Source organism: Wenjunlia tyrosinilytica, assembly GCF_014646055.1.
Lineage (GTDB): Bacteria > Actinomycetota > Actinomycetes > Streptomycetales > Streptomycetaceae > Wenjunlia > Wenjunlia tyrosinilytica.
In genome coordinates this window covers 255,256-271,291 of the sequence record NZ_BMMS01000001.1, presented here as the reverse complement: position 1 = coordinate 271,291, position 16,036 = coordinate 255,256, and the positions used below count along the sequence as shown (strand labels likewise).

Genomic DNA, 16,036 nt, shown 5'->3' with positions numbered 1-16,036 from the left:
CGCGGTCGCCCTGTGAGCGCGCACCGCTTCCCGCCGCCCGGCGGATGAGGCGATCCCGGAGCGTGGCGCCACGGGGACCGCGGCGCCGTCTCGGAGCGTGGCGCCACGGGACCGCGGCGCCGTCTCGGAGCGTGGCGCCACGGGACCGCGGCGCCGTCTCGGGACTCTGCGGCCGTTCCGCGACCGTCGCCGCCCAGGGGGAAGGCACCGTCCGCGGCCATCCCCGTCGGGCAGCTGTCGCAGTCCTGCCCTTGTCACTGTCCGGTTGCTGTCACTGTCCGGCGGCGCGTTCCTCCCTGATCACCGCGACGACCCGGCCGGCCGTCTCGCGCACCGCCGCCATCTCGGTCAGGAAGTGCCAGTAGTCAGGGTGCCGCCCGTCCAGAGCGGCCACCGCCCGGTCGATCCGCGACACCGCGTCGTCCAGCGGCCGGGCGTGCTTGGGATCCGGCGTGGAACGCCCCGCCATCGCCAGCCTCTGGGCGTCGCGCAGCGCGAACCGGGTCCGCTCGATCTCCGCCTTGGGATCCCTCGCCACCTCATTGAGCGACTGCAGCCGCTTGGCCGCCGCGGAGATCCCGGCCTCGGCGTCGTTCAGCAGGGCGCGAACGGTGCTCAGACGCGAGGTCGCGTCCGGCCACCGCTGCTCCTCCCGTGCCTTCCCGGCCTCCGTGAGCTTGGTGCGTGCCTGCTCCACCGCCTGCTGCGCTTGCGTCGGCACCTGCTGGAGATCCTGCCAGCAGGCGGCCGAGAAACGGCGCCGCAGCTCGCTGAGGACCGGCTCGACGGTGCCGACGCGGTTGGCGATCGCGTCCACGCGGGTGCGCAGCGAGACCAGCCGGTGGTCGATCTCCTCGGCGCGCGCGGGCAGCCCCGCTGCCTGGGCGCGGATCTCCTCCGCCTTGGCCCGGACCTCGTCGGCGCGGCGCAGGGTCTCCTGCACGCCGTGGACGCCGGCGCCCTGGTTGAGCCTGGTCAGCTCGGGTGCGAGCGCCGCGAGGCGGGCGGCGAGGTCGTCGGCCTTCAGCCCGGCCTCGCGGACGGCGTCCAGCGCGGTGGTGGCCCGCAGTAGCCCCTGTCTGGCCTGCTCGACAGCGGGGGCGACCCGGGCGAGCTGGGTCTCCGCCTTCGACAGCAGCGGTCCCAGGCTCTCCCCGAACCGCTCCAGATCGGCCTTCACCCGGATCAACTCGTCCCGTGCCCTGCCCAGTTCATTGCGTGCCCGGGAGGCCGTGCCGGAGTCGAGCTCGTCGTGGTCGAGGTCATAGGCGTCCACAGCGGTGATGTAGGCGTGGCTGGCCTCGTCGATGCGCTGCGAGAACGCGGCGAAGTCGGCTGCGGCGCGCTGGGCCGGAGGGGAGTTGTCGACGGCGCCGATGGTCTCTATCGAGATCTTCAGATCGCGCTGCGCGGTGTCGAGCTCGTAGAACGCCTGTGCGGCGGCGTCCTTGGCGGCCTGGGCGTCGGCGCGGAGGTTGTCACCGCGCCGCCACCACGACCTCGTCCCGCCGCCGGTGTGGGAGGCGGGAAGGGCCGCACGGGCGACGGCGATCAGCGCGGCGCCCGCCAGCAGCGGCCCGGACAGCAGCACCCCGAGTGCGTCGGTGGTCCCTCGACGTACTGGCGTGTGGTTCGCCGTCACATCCCTCTCCCGCGTCGCGCCGCTGTCCCGGATTCATCCTCCCACCTGGCCCCCCTTCGAGAGCCACCGGTCAACGTAAGAACGCTCCGCGCCACCGCCCCGGTTCCATGGGAGCGGCTGCCTTGTCGGCGTGCGAGACCGCCCGCGGGGCGCCCCGCATGGTGCCCCGCACCCAGGGTCCGCAGGTCAGGCCACGGGTCGGCGCACTGATCAGCCCGCCTTCCGGAGGGTGATCTCGCCGTTGTCGGACTCGGCGCTGATGACGTGCTTGCTCGTGTCGTCCCTGGCTATCCCCATGTGCACGTCGCCGTCGCGCGCCCGGGTGCTGACCTTGTACTCGGCGTCGGGCAGCGCCATGGTCACCTCCCCATTGTCCGAATTCGCCCGGACGCTGTCGGGGACCTTCGCGAACCTCAGGTCCACCTCGCCGTTGTCCGACCCCGCCGACACATGGGAGGAGCGGATCCCACTCGCCCGGACCTCCCCGTTGTCGCTGGTCAGGGTGAGCTTGCCCGAGGCGCCCCGGACTATGACCTCGCCGTTGTCCGCCGTGATCTTGAGCGGCGTGTCGAACCCCGAGGCGGTCACCTTCCCGTTGTCCCCCCTGACCGTGACCGCCACCCCGCGCGGCACCAGCACCTCATGCCTGGCGTCGCAGTTCTGCACCACGGCCGGCCCGCAGTCGACGTCCAGGCGCAGTGTGCTCCCCTTCATCGACCACTTCGCCTTGGGCGTACTCCCGAGCACCGACCAGGCGTCGAACCACCGGGTGACCTCGACCTTCCCCACGTCCGCGGGCTTGATCACCACATCGCTGTCGTCGGCGTCGACGGTGAGGACCTTCCCCGACAGGGCGAACCCCCGCTTCTCGGGCTTGCCGTCGTCACTTGCGTCACTGCACCCGGTCACGGCGGTCAGCACGAGCAGCGCGCCGCCTGCGCCGAGGAGCGTGCGGATGAGATGCCTGGGCGTGGCCACGAGAGTGCCTCCGGTGGTGGAATCTGGGCGGGAAACGCCGTTCCCGACTACCCTCATGAACCTACGCAGCCCGGCCCTGGACCTCGATCCGGACCACCCCCTGACCTGTGGTGGGGTTTCCCCCCTGCCCGCCGGACGGGCTGCCCCGCCCCGGACGATGTAACCTGTCCACTCACGCAGCGCCCCCGAGGCGCAGCGGGCGCATAGCTCAGCGGTAGAGCGCTGCTCTTACAAAGCAGATGTCGGCGGTTCGAATCCGTCTGTGCCCACCCACCTGACCAGGCAAAACCCCCGGAGTAAGATCGCTTCGGGGGTTTGCGGATCAACTGGGAGCGAAACGGGAGATCAACTTCTTCCGGCGCCACCCGGCCACCCGCAGGCGCGCCCGGCTGGCGCGCGTCCACCGCTTCTCGAGAGCAGCCAGGCGGACTTGGCGCATCTGCGGTGTCACGTGCTCGTACACGCCCTCGATGTCCTTCACCGCCCAGCCCATCGTCTCGAACCGCAGCGCGCTTCCATGTCGAGTTCGTGTGCCTCATCCCGCGCATCGTCACCCCGGGCGGGATCGGCTCCCACGCCTCCAGCGGCGCATGCCCGCGCGACGCGGCGCGCGCCGACCGGCCATCAGCCGCAGACGGGAGCTGCTGGTGGGAGAGGCCCCACCGCAGGCCGGTGTAGGCGGCCGTGACCACCATCAGCCCGGCCACGCCGCCGAGCCGCTGATGGATGCCATAGACCTCGGCGGGCCGCGCCCACACCTCCTCGGACCCCTCCTTGCGGTGACGACCGGCGTCATGCGACACGCGGTCGGTCCGCCGTAGGCGCCCGTACATCGGGTTCGCGAGGAGGTAGCCGGCATCAGCCGCGCCGGTCAGGATCATCGACAGCAGCGCGAGCGCATGGTTCACGGTGACCTGGGCGCAGGTCTGCTTCGCCGCCCAGGCCTTCCGCCTGACACGGAACCAGTAGGGGCCAGCACCAGTGGTCGGCACCTACGCCCGATGGGCGGACCTGGCCGCCGCCACCACCTTGGCATGGACTACCGCCTCCACCTGACCGGCACCCTGTCGGCCGTGTGCCACATCGCCATCCACGGCGGCAGCCTGGAAGGCGGCACCAGCGAGATCGCCCAGGCCGTGGCCACCGCGGCCGGGCAGTCCTACTACTCGATGGTCAGCCTCCGAACGCGCCCCCGCTGTCCTTCAGGACGCGGGGGCGCCTTCGCCGTATCACCCTTCGACGGGCTTCTCGCCCATGGCGGTACGTAGCCAATCCAGCGGCTCCATGGCGAGCAGCGCATCTGCCAGGCGCTGCCCCGTCTTCGTGGCAATGCGCCTGCGGCTGTTGTCGATCCACCGCTGTGCACCCTCATAGCCCTGGGACCGGTACTCGATCCCCTGCAACAAGCACTCCAGCTTGTCCGCGTCCCGCGCGCACACCGCCTCCGGCGACTCCTTCGCCTCATATTCGGCAACGATCCCGCGCACCGCTCGAGCCAGCACCTCCGGCATCCCGGCCACCTGGTCCGCCGTGACCGCCTCGGGGTCCGCGGTCGGGGCGTACTTCTTCGACAGGTGGTTCACATCCCCCGTCCGGGACTCGTGCGAGTCGTGCCACACCGCCAGAAGTGCGGCCCGTGCCGGGTCCGCGCCCTCCAGCTGGGCGATGACCGACGCCAGCAGCGACGTGCGCCACGCATGCTCGGCCACGCTCTCCGGATCACGTACCCCGGCCATCCACCAGCCGGTACGCCGGGCCTGCTTGAGCGTGCCCGTCTCGAACAGGAACCGCGCCACCTCGGTCAGGTCGTCACCCACCATCGGCCCTTTCGTCACACGTCGGCGAGCTGGATGGCGTACCGGATGCCGTCGAGCTCCCGCCGCGCCTGAGCCGCGACGACCTCGGCGCTGCGGACTGAACGTGGGGGCCGCATCCCCGGCCCTGGTGGGGTGGGGATGCGGTCGTGATTGGTGCGGTTATCCCGCCAGCCGCAGGCTCCAGCGGCGTGAGGGGTGTGTGTCGCAGGTGAATTGGACGAGTTCGACGTTGTTGGCGGTGCTCACCCCTCCGGCGACGGTCGCGCATTTGCCGGTCTCGACGTTGACGAGCTGGAACGAGCTGCCGTCCCAGTTGGCGAGTCTCCAGCGGCGTGAGGGGTGTGTGTCGCAGGTGAATTGGACGAGTTCGACGTTGTTGGCGGTGCTCACCCCTCCGGCGACGGTCGCGCATTTGCCGGTCTCGACGTTGACGAGCTGGAACGAGCTGCCGTCCCAGTTGGCGAGTCTCCAGCGGCGTGAGGGGTGTGTGTCGCAGGTGAATTGGACGAGTTCGACGTTGTTGGCGGTGCTCACCCCTCCGGCGACGGTCGCGCACTTGCCGGTCTGCACGTTGAGGAGCTGGAAGGAGCTGCCGTTCGAGTTGGCGATCCTCCAGCGGCGCGAGGGATGCGTGTCGCAGGTGAATTGGACCAGCCCGACGTTGTTGGCGGTGCTGACGCCCCCGGCGACGGTCGCGCACTTGCCGGTCTGCACGTTGATGACCTGGAAGCCGGACCCCACCTGCCGTGCCGAGGCGATGTGCGCGGCCGTACCGGTCGTTGCCGTGCTGTGCGTCGACGTCTGCGCGAACGCAGGTGCCGGCAGCATGGCGCCCCCGGCGACAAAAACCGCCGAGGACGTCAGGAGACGACGTGCCCAAGTGTTCTTGCGCATAGGAGTGCTTCCTCTCTTGATTCTGCGAGGGTGGCCAGATAAGGAGGGTGGTCAGAAAGGGGCCTTGCGCCCCTTCGCGCGTGCTGCCGGTGCCGATCACGGCACGGTGCGTCTGGGCGTTGGTGGGTGACGTGGGGGCGGCGGCCGTCGGGGGAAGGGGGCGCAGAGCCTCCCCAGTCCGGACCGGCCCCGCGGCCAGGTCCGCTGCCTCGACGGCGAAGTGGAGTGGGCTCCCCTTCCGGGACTCCTGCTCTTGCGGCCGGCCTGACTTGCCTCTCCCACTATCGATGCCCGCCATCCGGCCCGCAACCGGAGGTGCCGGTAGGGACCTGTCACCCGGTCGGCGGCGGACACCCTGTCATCACGCACCTCACCTGACCAGGCAGGCCAATGTCGGTCGGGGCGGCCCCGGCACCGGCCCCGGCACCGGCCCCGGCATCCTGCACCGCTCCACCGAACGGGGTTTGACGTTGGTCAGCGGTCGTTCGTCCGCCACCGCGGGGGCCATTGGGAGTCCGGCAAGCCGGCCATCTCCGGAATGTTCAGGCTTCTGCGGGCCTGTCGGTAGAACTCCGCTCGGGCTGTTCTATAGGCGCCGAAGGCCTCTTCCCAGGCCGCGGCGTCTCCTGCCTTCCGGCCGCGTGCCAGCCATTCCAGGTGCCAGACGCACTGGTTGACCTCGCGGACCGCCTGCGCGGTCTCGGCGTTGGTGAGGAGGCTGAGGGGCTCCACCATCGCCGATCGGCGTGCTTCGGCGGCCGCGGCCCTCTCCGAGGTCTCCTCGGTGGGTTGGAGCGGCGCCGGGTGGTTCGAGAGGCCGCGGTGGGCGGCGAGGCGCTGGTAGTAGGTGACGCACTCCTTCACCGCGTCGGCGTAGTCGCTGTACGCCTCGAGGAGGCGCCCGTCCCAGCGGGCGGCCTGTTCCCGGCGCCACCGGCTCCGTTCGGTGAGCGTTCCCACGAGGTAGGACATCGCCCCACCCACGACCACGCCCACCAGCGTGGGTAGCTGGTCGCCGAGTCCCACATGCCCCCCAAGGATGTCCGGCCGGTCGGTCAGTCCGTCACCAGGCGCTGGTCGTCGGCCTGTTCGGTCTGGCGGCGGACCAGGTAGGTGCCCGGGGCGTGGCCCATGGCGCCGTGCTCGGGGTGGAGGACGTACGCGGTTGCGTTCTCGTGGACGGTGAAGCAACCCACGTCCGGGCCGTCGCTCTCGATCGGGGTCCAGGTGACCGGGCCCTCGGCCACGAGGAGGTGGGTGTGGCCGTCGACGGAGGACACCAGGGGGACCCCGGCGGCGGGGACCTGCTCGCCGCCCTTCGGTGCGTCATACCCGATGAGTGCCACGGGGATCAGGCCCACGTCGCCCTGGCGCTGCAGACCCGAGGAGACGGGGATGGTGGCCTGCCGGTCGAGGTGTTCGAGGACGTCGACCCCGGCGAGGGCGGTGACGTGTCCGAGGGTGGGGTGCTGGGCCATGTGGTTCTCCGCTTCGTATGGCACTCAAGTGGCACGGGTGAGGGTGAGGTACTGCTCGCGGGTGAGGCCGAGGAGGCCGGCCGCCGCCGTCGTGGGGTCGGGGGTGTCGGCGGGCACGGTGAGCCCGTATTGGCGGCGGGTGCCGTCGCGCTCCGGTGAGGCGTTGGTGCACAGCAGGACCCGCACGGGGACGTTGTAGATACGGGTGGGCAGGTCGTAAAGGCTCAGTCGGCAGCCCGGATTGCCGGGGTCGGGCTCGCTGCGGCCCACCTGCCGAAGCCCGGCGGCGGCGATGAACTCCGGCCAGCCCATCCGTTCTATGGCGCATCGGCGCACCTCGGCGTTGCGCTCCCGCAGAGTCCGTGTGGTGTCCCAGCCGACCTCGATCAGCTCGGCGGGAACCCTGGTGCCGTGCCACGCGTGCATCGTCCAGCCGTCGGGCCACACCGCCGCCGGTCCGTCGGCGCAGTGGACCCGGCCTTGCGCGTCCAGCCGGAGGACGTCGGGGCGCGCGGTGAGGACCGCGTAGTCGCGAAAGGCCCACCACCAGCTCCCGTTCCGGGCGATCCGCTGCTCGTGGTGAACGTCGAGGCCGGTGACCCCGATGCGCTCCATCGCGGCCGTGAACGCGTAGGGGTTCATCCCGAACATGCCGCGGGGCTGTGAGCGCCACCAGCGGGGCGGCGGTCGGAACGTCGGCCTCTCGGGTGGTGCGGGGACGCCGGCCTGGGCGGCCACCTGAGCGGTCAACTCCGCCTGCACCCGCGGCACCACCGTGCGGTCGACCCTGGCCTGCACCTGGGTGTGCGCCCATGGGTCGTCCGTGTCGGCCACGGTCCCCTCTCGCTGCGCCTGCGCATGGTCGCGCACATGAGCCCCCACGAGGCTGTGCCAGGCAATCTGCGGGCCCAGCCGTTCGCGCAACAGAGCCATCACCCGCTGGTCCACCTCATCGCTCACCTGGGTCGAGATCCAGGGAAAGACATCGGCGGAGAGGAACGCCTGGAAGCCCCGCTCATTCGCGATGTGCCCCTGCTCGCGTCTGCGGAGTCGTGCGCGCACGCGGGAGTACCGGCTCCCCACGACCGAAGCGATGACCTTGGGAAGGATCGACTGCCCGAGCTGGCCGGCCCAGGGGGAACCGAGCCGGACGATGAACCGCGGGGGTGGAAGTCCGACGGCCAGATAGGCGGCACGGACCGCGTTCTCCGCGGCCGCCCGGTCGCCGGGCCCGGTGGCCAGACCGACGGCCGCCCACTCCTCGCCCACCTCGCGTACGGCGCTCTCCTGCTCCGCCGTCAGCGCCGTGATCGGCCTGCGCTCGCCCATGATGTCACCCCCGTGCCTGGAGCCATCTTGCACCGGCTGATGTTGCTCCCACCACCGGTTCGGTGTCCGGTCGGGTGGCCCAGGGGCCGACGGGGGGCTGACGCGGTGCCGATCCGTCAGGCGGCAAGCGTCACCTGCTGCCCCTCTTCGGGGTAGCCGTAGTGCGCCCAGATCTGGTTCAACTCGTTCTGGTAGTACAGCGGGTGCAGCCCGGCCACGAACATGAGGATGAGGCCGATCCACGGGTTGCAGGTGGGCGCCAGTCCGGCCGAGCGCTGCATCCTGGCGATGCGTTCACCGGTGTTGTACACCGATACGAACGGCGGGATGATCAACAGCCAGCCGAGGGTGATGGCCACCACGGTCATCGCGGGGTTGACCTCGATCCGCGGATCGAGGTCCTTCGCCTCACGGTTCACCTTGTAGTACCAAACGAAGTGGTAGATCCCCAAGGTGATCAGCGGCCAGATCAGCCAGACCAGAAAGATGTTGCGGGTCTTACCTGCGCGGCCGGTCATGGAGCACCTCCCGGTCCGATGGGTGTGGGTCTCTGCGTCCGGTCGTCGCCGGGCAGTGCCTCGCGGGGAGCCCCACGGAGCCGCTGCGGCTCCGGACGGAACTCATCGGCGGGTGGGGTCCGGACTCCCACACGTCCAGTCCACCACGACCGGCCGCAACGCGCGCGCCGGAAGGAGCCGGAAGGAGCCGGAAGGAGCCGGAAGGAGGTCGGCCATGGGCGGTCATGCCGTACAGAAGGTCTTCTGGACGGCGGTCACGATCCGGTTCGCCTCGGCAGTGTCCACCGCCTTGTTCCCGCCTCCGAACTCCTTCCCCGCCTGCTTGACGACCTCGGCACGGGGGACCCCGTTCGCCAGGGCCTCACAGGTGACCACGCTGTGCTGGACCGCGGTGCGCCCCTGATCGGCCAGAGCCGGGTCGATCGCCCTCAACCGGTCCAGCAGCTTCCGGCTCTGCGCGGCGTTCGGCCTCGGCGCCGCGAAGGAGTTGCCGTCCGGTGTGGCCGACTGGCTGTCGGTTGCCGGGGTTTGACGGGAAGTGCTCCCGGAACGCGGGGCGGTACCGGAGTCCGAGCCGCAAGCGGTGAGGGCAAGGGTGAACAGGACGACCGCGACGGCCGCCGTGGCGGCGGGGAGAGGGCGTGTGCGCATACCGCCATGATCGCGAACGATCACGGTGCGTTGCCCCGATGTGGCAGCACTGTGACGGAGTCGGTGCCCTACGGTGCCAGCAGCGCGGGCAGGTCGAGGAGTGAGTCGACGCGCCAGTCGGCGGCGGCCAGGGTCGCGGGCTCGTTCGCCCACAGGTGCCCCCACGGCCCTCGCCGCAGATGGCAGGCCTGAAGGCCCAGGGCCTTGGCGGGGATCACATCGTTGTCCGGGAAGTCGCCCACGTACACGGTCTCGTGGGCGGCCGTGCCCGTCATGTCGAGCACCCGTTCGAAGAACGCCGGCTGGGGCTTGGCGACGCCCCACTCCCCGGAGGTCGCCACCCCGTTGACGGGCAGGTCGAGGGCGCGCAGGAGTCCGGCGGCTCGGGCGGTCTGGTTTCCGGCGACGTAGACGCGCATTCCCGCTTCACTCAGGGCCCTGAGCCCCCGGCGGACGTCCTGGTAGAGGTCGGTGTCGTCCAGCCGTTCGCCCTCGCCCGCGGCCTCCATGGCCGCTCGTTCGGCCGTGATGTCGATGCCCGGCTTGAGCATCCGCAGGGCCTCGGCGTCGTCCATGCCGAGGGCGACGACCGCGCCCACGAGCGCGGACAGGGTGTGGCGGGGGACATCCACCCAGTCGGCCCAGGCGTTCCAGTACCGGTCCTCGCGAACGAGCGTCGCACCGACGTCGAACACCACAGCTCGGATCACGGGGAAATCCTAAGCCGTGACACCGGCAGCGTCGCACCGGTAGCGCCTCGTCGGTGGCCGATCAGGCCGTGGCGAGGGCGATCTCGGTGGACTTGATCAACGCGGTCACCCGCGTCCCCGAGGTCAGGCCGAGTTCGTCCACGGCGTCCTTGGTCACGGCCGCCGTCAGGTCGCCGCTCTCGAGCGAGACCTTGACGGTGGCCATGGCCTCGCCGGTGGTGACGGACGAGACGGTGCCGGGGAGCTGGTTGCGGATGCTCAGCCCGGAGACCTGGCCGGTGGCCAGGGCGACCTCCGTGGACTTCACCAGGGCGCGGATCTCGCTGCCTTCGGCGAGGCCGAGTTCCCGCACCGCCTCCAGGGTCACGGCGGCGGTGATCTGCCCGCCGCCGGACAGGCGGGCCCTGACGGTGGCCATGGCCTCGCCCCGCGCGATGGACAGGACGGTGCCGGGCAACTGGTTGCGGATGCTCAGGCTCATGGGGGCGCCTCGTATCGTCGGTGGTGTGCCGGGAGTGCCAGGCTGCCATCCGCCGCGTCCGGATCGCCTCAGGCACGCCCCGATGTCCCGCGCCCGGCCTCGAACAGGTCCGTGGAAGCGGGAATTCCGCGGGGAAGATGCCCGTTCATCCTGGCGAGAGGGACCGTGGGGCCGGCCCTACGCGCCGTTGTTACCGGTGAGGCAGGAAGCTGCACGGCAGGACCCGGACGCAACGGAAGCGCGCCGCCACGTCGTCCCCGGGCTAATGTTGTTCTCACGCCCCGCTATCGCATCCCCCGTCGACAGCGGGGCGCTCGCTTGCCCGCGGCATGTGCGCGCATCCCTTGCCGACGTGGTCAACTCCCACTTACTGTCCGGTAGTTCGACGACGTCGAACGGCCCATCGGACGAGTGGGCCAGGAGGACGAGTGGGGGAGTGTTCGTATGGTCAGCACCCGGTTTCGCCGCGGCGCCACGGCCCTGGCAGTGGCCTTGGCCCTGGCGGCGGCCGACGGTACGTCGATCGCGGTGGCCCAGGCGGCCCACACCCAGGCGGCCGCCAAGGAGAGCTCGGCGGCGGGCGCCGCGGCCAGGGCGGCGGCCTCATGGGGCAGTGGCTGGGCGGGGCACGTGCTCAGCGCCCGCCCGCTGCCGAAGGAACTGTGGCTGCCGCACACCGCCCGCGCCTACCGTGTGCTGTACCTGTCGACCAGCGCCGACGGCGGGCCCAGGATTGTCTCCGGCGCGGTGTTCGTGCCCGACACGCAGGCGCCGAAGGGCGGGCATCCGGTCGTCGGCTGGGCGCACGGCACGGTCGGGGTCGCCGACGACTGCGCCCCCTCCCGCAACCCCCGCTCGGCTCGGGACGCCGAGTACCTGGGCGCGTGGCTGGGCGCCGGTTACGCGGTCGTGGCGACGGACTACGAGGGCCTGGGCACCCCCGGCCCCCACCCCTACCTCGTGGGGAAGTCGGAGGCGCACTCCGTCATCGACATGGTGCGCGCCGCCCGCAGGGTGGTCCCCTCGCTCAGCCGCAAGTGGCTGACGGTCGGTCAGTCGCAGGGCGGCCAGGCCTCGCTGTTCACGGGCGACGGCGCCGAACGGTACGCCCCCGAGCTGGACTTCCGCGGCACCGTGGCCACCGCCCCGCCCTCGCAGTGGAAGCTCACCGTCAGCGTCCTGCCCAACAAGCCGGAGGACCCGGCCAATCCGCTGCTGCCCATGATCCTCGCCGGGGTCGCGTCCACGCATCCGCAGGGCTTCGACCCCGCCGACTACCTCACGCCCCTCGGTCTGCGGTACTACCGGGACGCGAAGCGCTCGTCCTGCCTTGACGCCGTCACCGCGAAGATGGCGGCGGACCATGTGACCGTCGGGCAGTTCCAGACGCTGGACGAGACCCGGACGGCGAAGCTGGTCGAACTGCTGGAGGGCGTGGGCGAGGTCCCCATCGCCAAGTACGGCGCCCCGGTCTACATCGCCCAGGGCACGGCCGATCGGACGGTGTACCCGCCCGCGACGGCCTTGACCGCGAAGCAACTGGCCGCGGCCGGCACCGATGTGACCTTCAAGTTCTACGTCGGCGCCGACCACGGCGGAGTCATGAAGGCGGCCCTGCCCGACCTGCTGGCCTGGGCCGCCAAGCGGTTCGAGGGCTAGGGCGGGCGCACGGCCCGCGAAGCCCGTCAGCCGTCGAGGGTGCCCGCGGCCGTGGTCAGGATCGCACGCACCTGGGCGACGATGTCGAGCCGGTTGCGGACGAACTCGGGGTCGGTGACCTGGTCGGGGTTGCCGGCCCCGAACGTCAGCACAGGGGTGTGGACATGGCCGCCGGGCACCTTGAGGCCGACCGCGTCCCTCAGCGCGGTCGCACGGTAGGCGATCTCGTTGGACAGGTAGTCGCCGCCCCCGCCCGCGCGGGCAGCCGAGCCCTCGGTGGGTCCGTCGTCGCGCACTACGGGGGTGCTCTGCCCGGCGGGAATCTCGGTGACGGAGGTGTTGTCCCGCACCGGGAAACGCCCGGTGCCGGCGTCGACGAGAGCCTTGTAGGGCAGCGTCGTCACGGTCCACTGGGGCTGCGGGTGCTGGGCGGGGACGTCCTCGGGGATCGGCACCACGCCGGTGCTGGAGGCGTTCTCGTTGTCGCCGAAGCCACCGCGCCAGGCGCCGTTCCACCGCTCGACGTCGAACCGGCCGGGGCGGCCCTGGCTCACCGTGGTGAACATGTCCACCCGCCGCGGTCCCGGACGGAAGTACGGCAGCAGGGTCCGCTCGACCGTGCCCTCGGCGAAGTCCCGCCAGCGGACGGGGAAGACCACGGTCTCGATCCTCGCCGGACCCGAGGCGGTCTCGACCGTGACGCCGTCCAGGGCGAGCGCCGACGCCCCGGAGGGATTGCTGATCCTGATGTCCCGGTCGAGGGTGAACGGGTCGAAGCCGGTGACGAGGATCCGCTTGACCCGGTCGCCGCAGCCGAACGAGATGGCGTCCTGCCCGCGTGAGGTGCGCTCCAGCCGTCCGATCAGTTCCTCGCGCCGGGCGTCCTCCAGTGAGAAGGAGGGCTGCCACTGCCGAAGCGCCCTGGCCATCGCCAGCCGCGCCCAGTACAGCGGCCGGTCGTCGTCGCGGCGCAGATCGCCCTGGGCCGGTCCCCTTCCCTGGACCCGGTCGACCGCGGAGCGCCACAACTGCCGCCCGCGCACGTCGACCACGCTCCGCGCGGCGGTCAACGACCCTGCCCGGCACAGATCCTGACCGAAGCGCGCGACCGCCGCGTCGAATCCGCTGCGCCGCAGGATCTCCTGCGGCACCGGCCGGTCCAGCCGCTGCTCCTCCACGGTCACGGCCGCGGCGGGGTCGGCACACGCGGTCCGTTCCCGGTCGGCGGCCGAGGCCGCGCCCTGCAACTGCGAGGGGGCGCACGCGACGAGCGAGACGACTGCGGCACACAGGCGGACAAGGAACTTGCTCATACTGCCTCCAGCACGGTGGGTCCTGGCGCGGTCACGACAAGCGGTCCGCAGTCTAGCCACGTCCACGGCGGTGTCGGCGGCGGTATTCGCGGCTCCAGCCGGCCTCGGAGGCCGCGGGATGGAACCGGCGGGCACTCAATCCGCTTACGGAGGGTAGGGAGTTGGTTTCGGTGGGTATCTGAAATGTACACACCCATTCCGCCCCGCCAAGGGGGTTTGCAGCCATGTCCGATCCCATGAGCGCGTCCCGTTTTCTCAGAGCCCTCAAAGCCGAGGGGCTGCATGTCGTAGAAGTCGGGGAGTGGCGCACGCACAACCGCAACCACGTCGGCCCCTGGGGTCCCGTCAACGGGGTGATGATCCATCACACCGTCACCCAGGGCTCGCAAGCCACGGTCCGCATCTGCCGCGACGGCTACTCCGGGCTGCCGGGGCCGCTGTGCCACGGCGTCATCACCAAGGACGGGACCGTCCACCTCGTCGGGTACGGCAGGGCCAACCACGCGGGGCGCGGCGACGACGACGTACTGAGGGCCGTCATCGCCGAGCGGTTCCCGCTGCCGCCGGACAACGAGGCCAACACCGATGGCAACGCCCGTTTCTACGGCTTCGAGTGCGAGAACCTCGGTGACGGGAAGGACCCGTGGCCGCAAGTGCAGCTGGAGGCCGTGGAGAAGGCCGCGGCCGCGGTGTGCCGGGTGCACGGATGGACCGAGAAGTCGGTCATCGGGCACCTCGAATGGCAACCGGGCAAGGTGGACCCGCGCGGCTTCACGATGGCGGGCATGCGGGCCCGGATAGCCGACCGGCTGGGCACCTAGCGCGCGGGCGCACAGCCTTCCGCGCCGCCTGGTCCGCCGCCTGCCCGCGGCGGCCTAGCGCCGCTCCTCCCAGGCGGCGCTTTCGAGGAAGTGGGTGTCGTAGAGCCCCTGAACCTCCAGCAGGCTCTCCGGCGGCACCTTGCCAAGGGCTATGCGCTCGAGATGGCGGAAGTACTCGAACCGTTCGACGCCGGGCGTGATGACGACGAGGATGTCGGCGTCATGCCCGGGTGCGGCACCGAAGGCGTGCGGGAGGCCGGGCGGCACGACGACCAGGTCGCCGCGCTCGACGGTGACGACCTGGCCGCCGGACAGGACCTCGGCGGTGCCGTCGAGCATGTAGAACATCTCGGCGGAGCGCGCGTGGTGGTGTGGCCTGGCGCCGTCGGCGCCGCCGGTGAGGGTGACCCGCTGGGTGGACAGCGCGCCGCCGGTCGAACCGCTGTCGGCGAGCATCCGGATGGTGGTGGGGGCTCGGCCGACCACTTCGGCCTCCGCGGAACGGACGATCACGGACTCGTCGAAGTCCGGCAGGATCAGCGACATCTCATGACTCCCCGGTGAGTGGGCGATTCGGTTTTCGGACGGCGAATCCCGGACGGCAATCTCGGGCGATGAATCCCGGACGGCGATCTCAGAAGGCGATCTCAGACGGCGAACAGCAGGGCCGCGCCGGTGAGCACGACGACGGCGGTCGCGAAGTGGATGCCGAAGGCGACGGCCCTGGTGCCGCCGTGGCGCAGCACTATCAGCGTGTCACCGAGGGGTGTCAGGGCCACGGCCAGCATGAACCATGCCTCGGCGTGGGCGCCGGCGAAGAAGAGCAGGGCCAGGCCCATGATGCCGAAAGTGGTGTCTCGCAGGCCCTTGACCGTCAGGTAGGCGGCATCGCCGTTCGGCTTGGCGGGCACGCCGTAGCCGGCGGCGGCGGGCTGGGGCACCAGCAGGAAGCGGGCGCCGATCAGGATGACGAACAGGTCGAGCACGACGGCAAGGCTGTAAGCGGTGGTGGTAAGCACGCCGATGGCTACTTCTAGCGCTGCTAGGAATGAAAGCGACACTAGCAGATCGCTGATACTGGCGCTAGCGGTGCTAGAATCTGCTGTATGTCGATCAAGGAGCGCCGGGAGCGCGAACGAGCGGAGCGTGAGCGGCTGATCGTCACGGCCGCGCGGGAGCTGGCCGAGGCCGAGGGCTGGGACGCGGTGACCACCCGCCGCCTCGCCGCCGAGATCGAGTACAGCCAGCCCGTTCTCTACAGCCACTTCAAGGGCAAGGACGCGATCATGGTCGCAGTGGCCGTCCAGGGCTTCGCCGAGATGGCGGGCGAGCTGCGGGCGGCCGGCACCTCGGCGCCCGGCCCGCGCGAGGCCCTTGCCGCCGTCGCCGAGGCCTACGCGGCGTTCGCCGATCGGCGCCCCGCGCTGTACGACGCGATGTTCGTCCGCGCCGTCGATCTGCCGTTCGCCACCCCCGAGGCCCCTGCCGCCCTGCGCGAGGCCTTCGCCTCACTGCACCGGGTCATCGAGCCGCTGGCCGGGGACGAGGACCCGGACGCCCTCACCGAGACCTTCTGGAGCGGCCTGCACGGCCTCATCACCCTCATGCGCAGTGGCCGCCTCCGCCGTGAGAGCCACGACCGCCGACTCGCCCTTCTGATCGGCCACTTCTCCCCGCCCGCATGACGGGCGGAATGACGGACGGCATGACGGCGGCGTGGAGGACGGCGTGGAGGACGGCATGGA

19 protein-coding genes and 1 tRNA gene are annotated in these 16,036 nt (G+C 71.1%); 5 read left to right on the top strand and 15 right to left on the bottom strand.

Annotated elements, in window-relative coordinates:
• Nucleotides 1–271 precede the first annotated feature (271 nt).
• On the bottom strand, nucleotides 272–1,642 hold the full coding sequence (locus tag IEY86_RS01170) for a lysozyme family protein (protein WP_373286934.1): 1,371 nt from the start codon (nucleotides 1,640–1,642) through the stop codon (nucleotides 272–274).
• Between the two features lie 210 nt (nucleotides 1,643–1,852).
• The gene (locus tag IEY86_RS01165; RefSeq protein ID WP_229698064.1) at nucleotides 1,853–2,620 is read right to left on the bottom strand and encodes a DUF4097 family beta strand repeat-containing protein; all 768 of its coding nucleotides are present in this window, start codon (nucleotides 2,618–2,620) and stop codon (nucleotides 1,853–1,855) included.
• 197 nt (nucleotides 2,621–2,817) lie between these two features.
• Here IEY86_RS01165 and IEY86_RS01160 point away from each other — a divergent pair.
• Nucleotides 2,818–2,889 (top strand) — tRNA-Val (locus IEY86_RS01160).
• Nucleotides 2,890–2,942: 53 nt separating this feature from the next.
• Here the strand turns inward: IEY86_RS01160 and IEY86_RS01155 are convergent.
• Nucleotides 2,943–3,101 carry a hypothetical protein gene (locus IEY86_RS01155; protein WP_189129528.1) on the bottom strand — a complete coding sequence of 53 codons (159 nt, stop codon included), beginning with the start codon at nucleotides 3,099–3,101 and terminating at the stop codon, nucleotides 2,943–2,945.
• A gap of 553 nt (nucleotides 3,102–3,654) precedes the next feature.
• Here IEY86_RS01155 and IEY86_RS01150 point away from each other — a divergent pair.
• Complete coding sequence (locus IEY86_RS01150; RefSeq protein WP_189129527.1) at nucleotides 3,655–3,888, top strand: poly-gamma-glutamate hydrolase family protein; 234 nt, start codon at nucleotides 3,655–3,657, stop codon at nucleotides 3,886–3,888.
• On the opposite strand, the gene IEY86_RS01145 is transcribed toward IEY86_RS01150, so the two are convergent.
• From IEY86_RS01145 to IEY86_RS01105, 9 genes are all read right to left on the bottom strand, one after another.
• Nucleotides 3,850–4,440 (bottom strand): HD domain-containing protein, encoded by a 591-nt coding sequence (locus IEY86_RS01145; RefSeq protein WP_373286933.1) that lies wholly within the window; start codon nucleotides 4,438–4,440, stop codon nucleotides 3,850–3,852. The genes IEY86_RS01150 and IEY86_RS01145 overlap by 39 nt on opposite strands.
• A 156-nt stretch (nucleotides 4,441–4,596) precedes the next feature.
• On the bottom strand, nucleotides 4,597–5,331 hold the full coding sequence (locus IEY86_RS01140; protein WP_189129526.1) for an RICIN domain-containing protein: 735 nt from the start codon (nucleotides 5,329–5,331) through the stop codon (nucleotides 4,597–4,599).
• A gap of 474 nt (nucleotides 5,332–5,805) precedes the next feature.
• Nucleotides 5,806–6,357, bottom strand: a complete 552-nt coding sequence (locus IEY86_RS01135) for a hypothetical protein (RefSeq protein WP_189129525.1) — start codon at nucleotides 6,355–6,357, stop codon at nucleotides 5,806–5,808.
• Nucleotides 6,358–6,386: 29 nt separating this feature from the next.
• Nucleotides 6,387–6,809 carry a DUF8820 family protein gene (locus tag IEY86_RS01130; protein ID WP_189129524.1) on the bottom strand — a complete coding sequence of 141 codons (423 nt, stop codon included), beginning with the start codon at nucleotides 6,807–6,809 and terminating at the stop codon, nucleotides 6,387–6,389.
• A 24-nt stretch (nucleotides 6,810–6,833) separates the two neighbouring features.
• Nucleotides 6,834–8,138, bottom strand: coding sequence for a DUF6745 domain-containing protein (locus IEY86_RS01125; protein ID WP_189129523.1), 1,305 nt, complete (start codon nucleotides 8,136–8,138; stop codon nucleotides 6,834–6,836).
• A 116-nt stretch (nucleotides 8,139–8,254) separates the two neighbouring features.
• The gene (locus tag IEY86_RS01120; protein WP_189129522.1) at nucleotides 8,255–8,656 is read right to left on the bottom strand and encodes a DUF4234 domain-containing protein; all 402 of its coding nucleotides are present in this window, start codon (nucleotides 8,654–8,656) and stop codon (nucleotides 8,255–8,257) included.
• 222 nt (nucleotides 8,657–8,878) lie between these two features.
• Nucleotides 8,879–9,307: a hypothetical protein gene (locus tag IEY86_RS01115; RefSeq protein WP_189129521.1), complete on the bottom strand. Its 429-nt coding sequence runs from the start codon at nucleotides 9,305–9,307 to the stop codon at nucleotides 8,879–8,881.
• 68 nt (nucleotides 9,308–9,375) lie between these two features.
• Nucleotides 9,376–10,017, bottom strand: a complete 642-nt coding sequence (locus IEY86_RS01110) for an HAD family hydrolase (RefSeq protein WP_189129520.1) — start codon at nucleotides 10,015–10,017, stop codon at nucleotides 9,376–9,378.
• Between the two features lie 61 nt (nucleotides 10,018–10,078).
• Nucleotides 10,079–10,498, bottom strand: coding sequence for a TOBE domain-containing protein (locus tag IEY86_RS01105; RefSeq protein WP_189129519.1), 420 nt, complete (start codon nucleotides 10,496–10,498; stop codon nucleotides 10,079–10,081).
• Between the two features lie 444 nt (nucleotides 10,499–10,942).
• On the opposite strand from IEY86_RS01105, the gene IEY86_RS01100 reads away from it, so the two are divergent.
• The gene (locus IEY86_RS01100; RefSeq protein ID WP_189129518.1) at nucleotides 10,943–12,157 is read left to right on the top strand and encodes a lipase family protein; all 1,215 of its coding nucleotides are present in this window, start codon (nucleotides 10,943–10,945) and stop codon (nucleotides 12,155–12,157) included.
• 26 nt (nucleotides 12,158–12,183) lie between these two features.
• Here the strand turns inward: IEY86_RS01100 and IEY86_RS01095 are convergent, their stop codons facing one another.
• The gene (locus tag IEY86_RS01095; RefSeq protein WP_229698063.1) at nucleotides 12,184–13,470 is read right to left on the bottom strand and encodes a pyroglutamyl-peptidase I; all 1,287 of its coding nucleotides are present in this window, start codon (nucleotides 13,468–13,470) and stop codon (nucleotides 12,184–12,186) included.
• Nucleotides 13,471–13,694: 224 nt separating this feature from the next.
• Between IEY86_RS01095 and IEY86_RS01090 the strand changes: the two genes are divergently transcribed.
• On the top strand, nucleotides 13,695–14,291 hold the full coding sequence (locus tag IEY86_RS01090) for an N-acetylmuramoyl-L-alanine amidase (RefSeq protein ID WP_189129517.1): 597 nt from the start codon (nucleotides 13,695–13,697) through the stop codon (nucleotides 14,289–14,291).
• A gap of 54 nt (nucleotides 14,292–14,345) precedes the next feature.
• Here the strand turns inward: IEY86_RS01090 and IEY86_RS01085 are convergent, their stop codons facing one another.
• The gene (locus tag IEY86_RS01085) at nucleotides 14,346–14,837 is read right to left on the bottom strand and encodes a cupin domain-containing protein (protein ID WP_189129516.1); all 492 of its coding nucleotides are present in this window, start codon (nucleotides 14,835–14,837) and stop codon (nucleotides 14,346–14,348) included.
• Nucleotides 14,838–14,938: 101 nt separating this feature from the next.
• On the bottom strand, nucleotides 14,939–15,310 hold the full coding sequence (locus IEY86_RS01080) for a DUF4267 domain-containing protein (RefSeq protein WP_189129515.1): 372 nt from the start codon (nucleotides 15,308–15,310) through the stop codon (nucleotides 14,939–14,941).
• An 87-nt stretch (nucleotides 15,311–15,397) separates the two neighbouring features.
• Between IEY86_RS01080 and IEY86_RS01075 the strand changes: the two genes are divergently transcribed.
• A complete protein-coding gene (locus IEY86_RS01075; RefSeq protein ID WP_189129514.1) occupies nucleotides 15,398–15,976 on the top strand; it encodes a TetR/AcrR family transcriptional regulator in 579 nt (192 codons plus the stop codon).
• Nucleotides 15,977–16,036 lie beyond the last annotated feature (60 nt).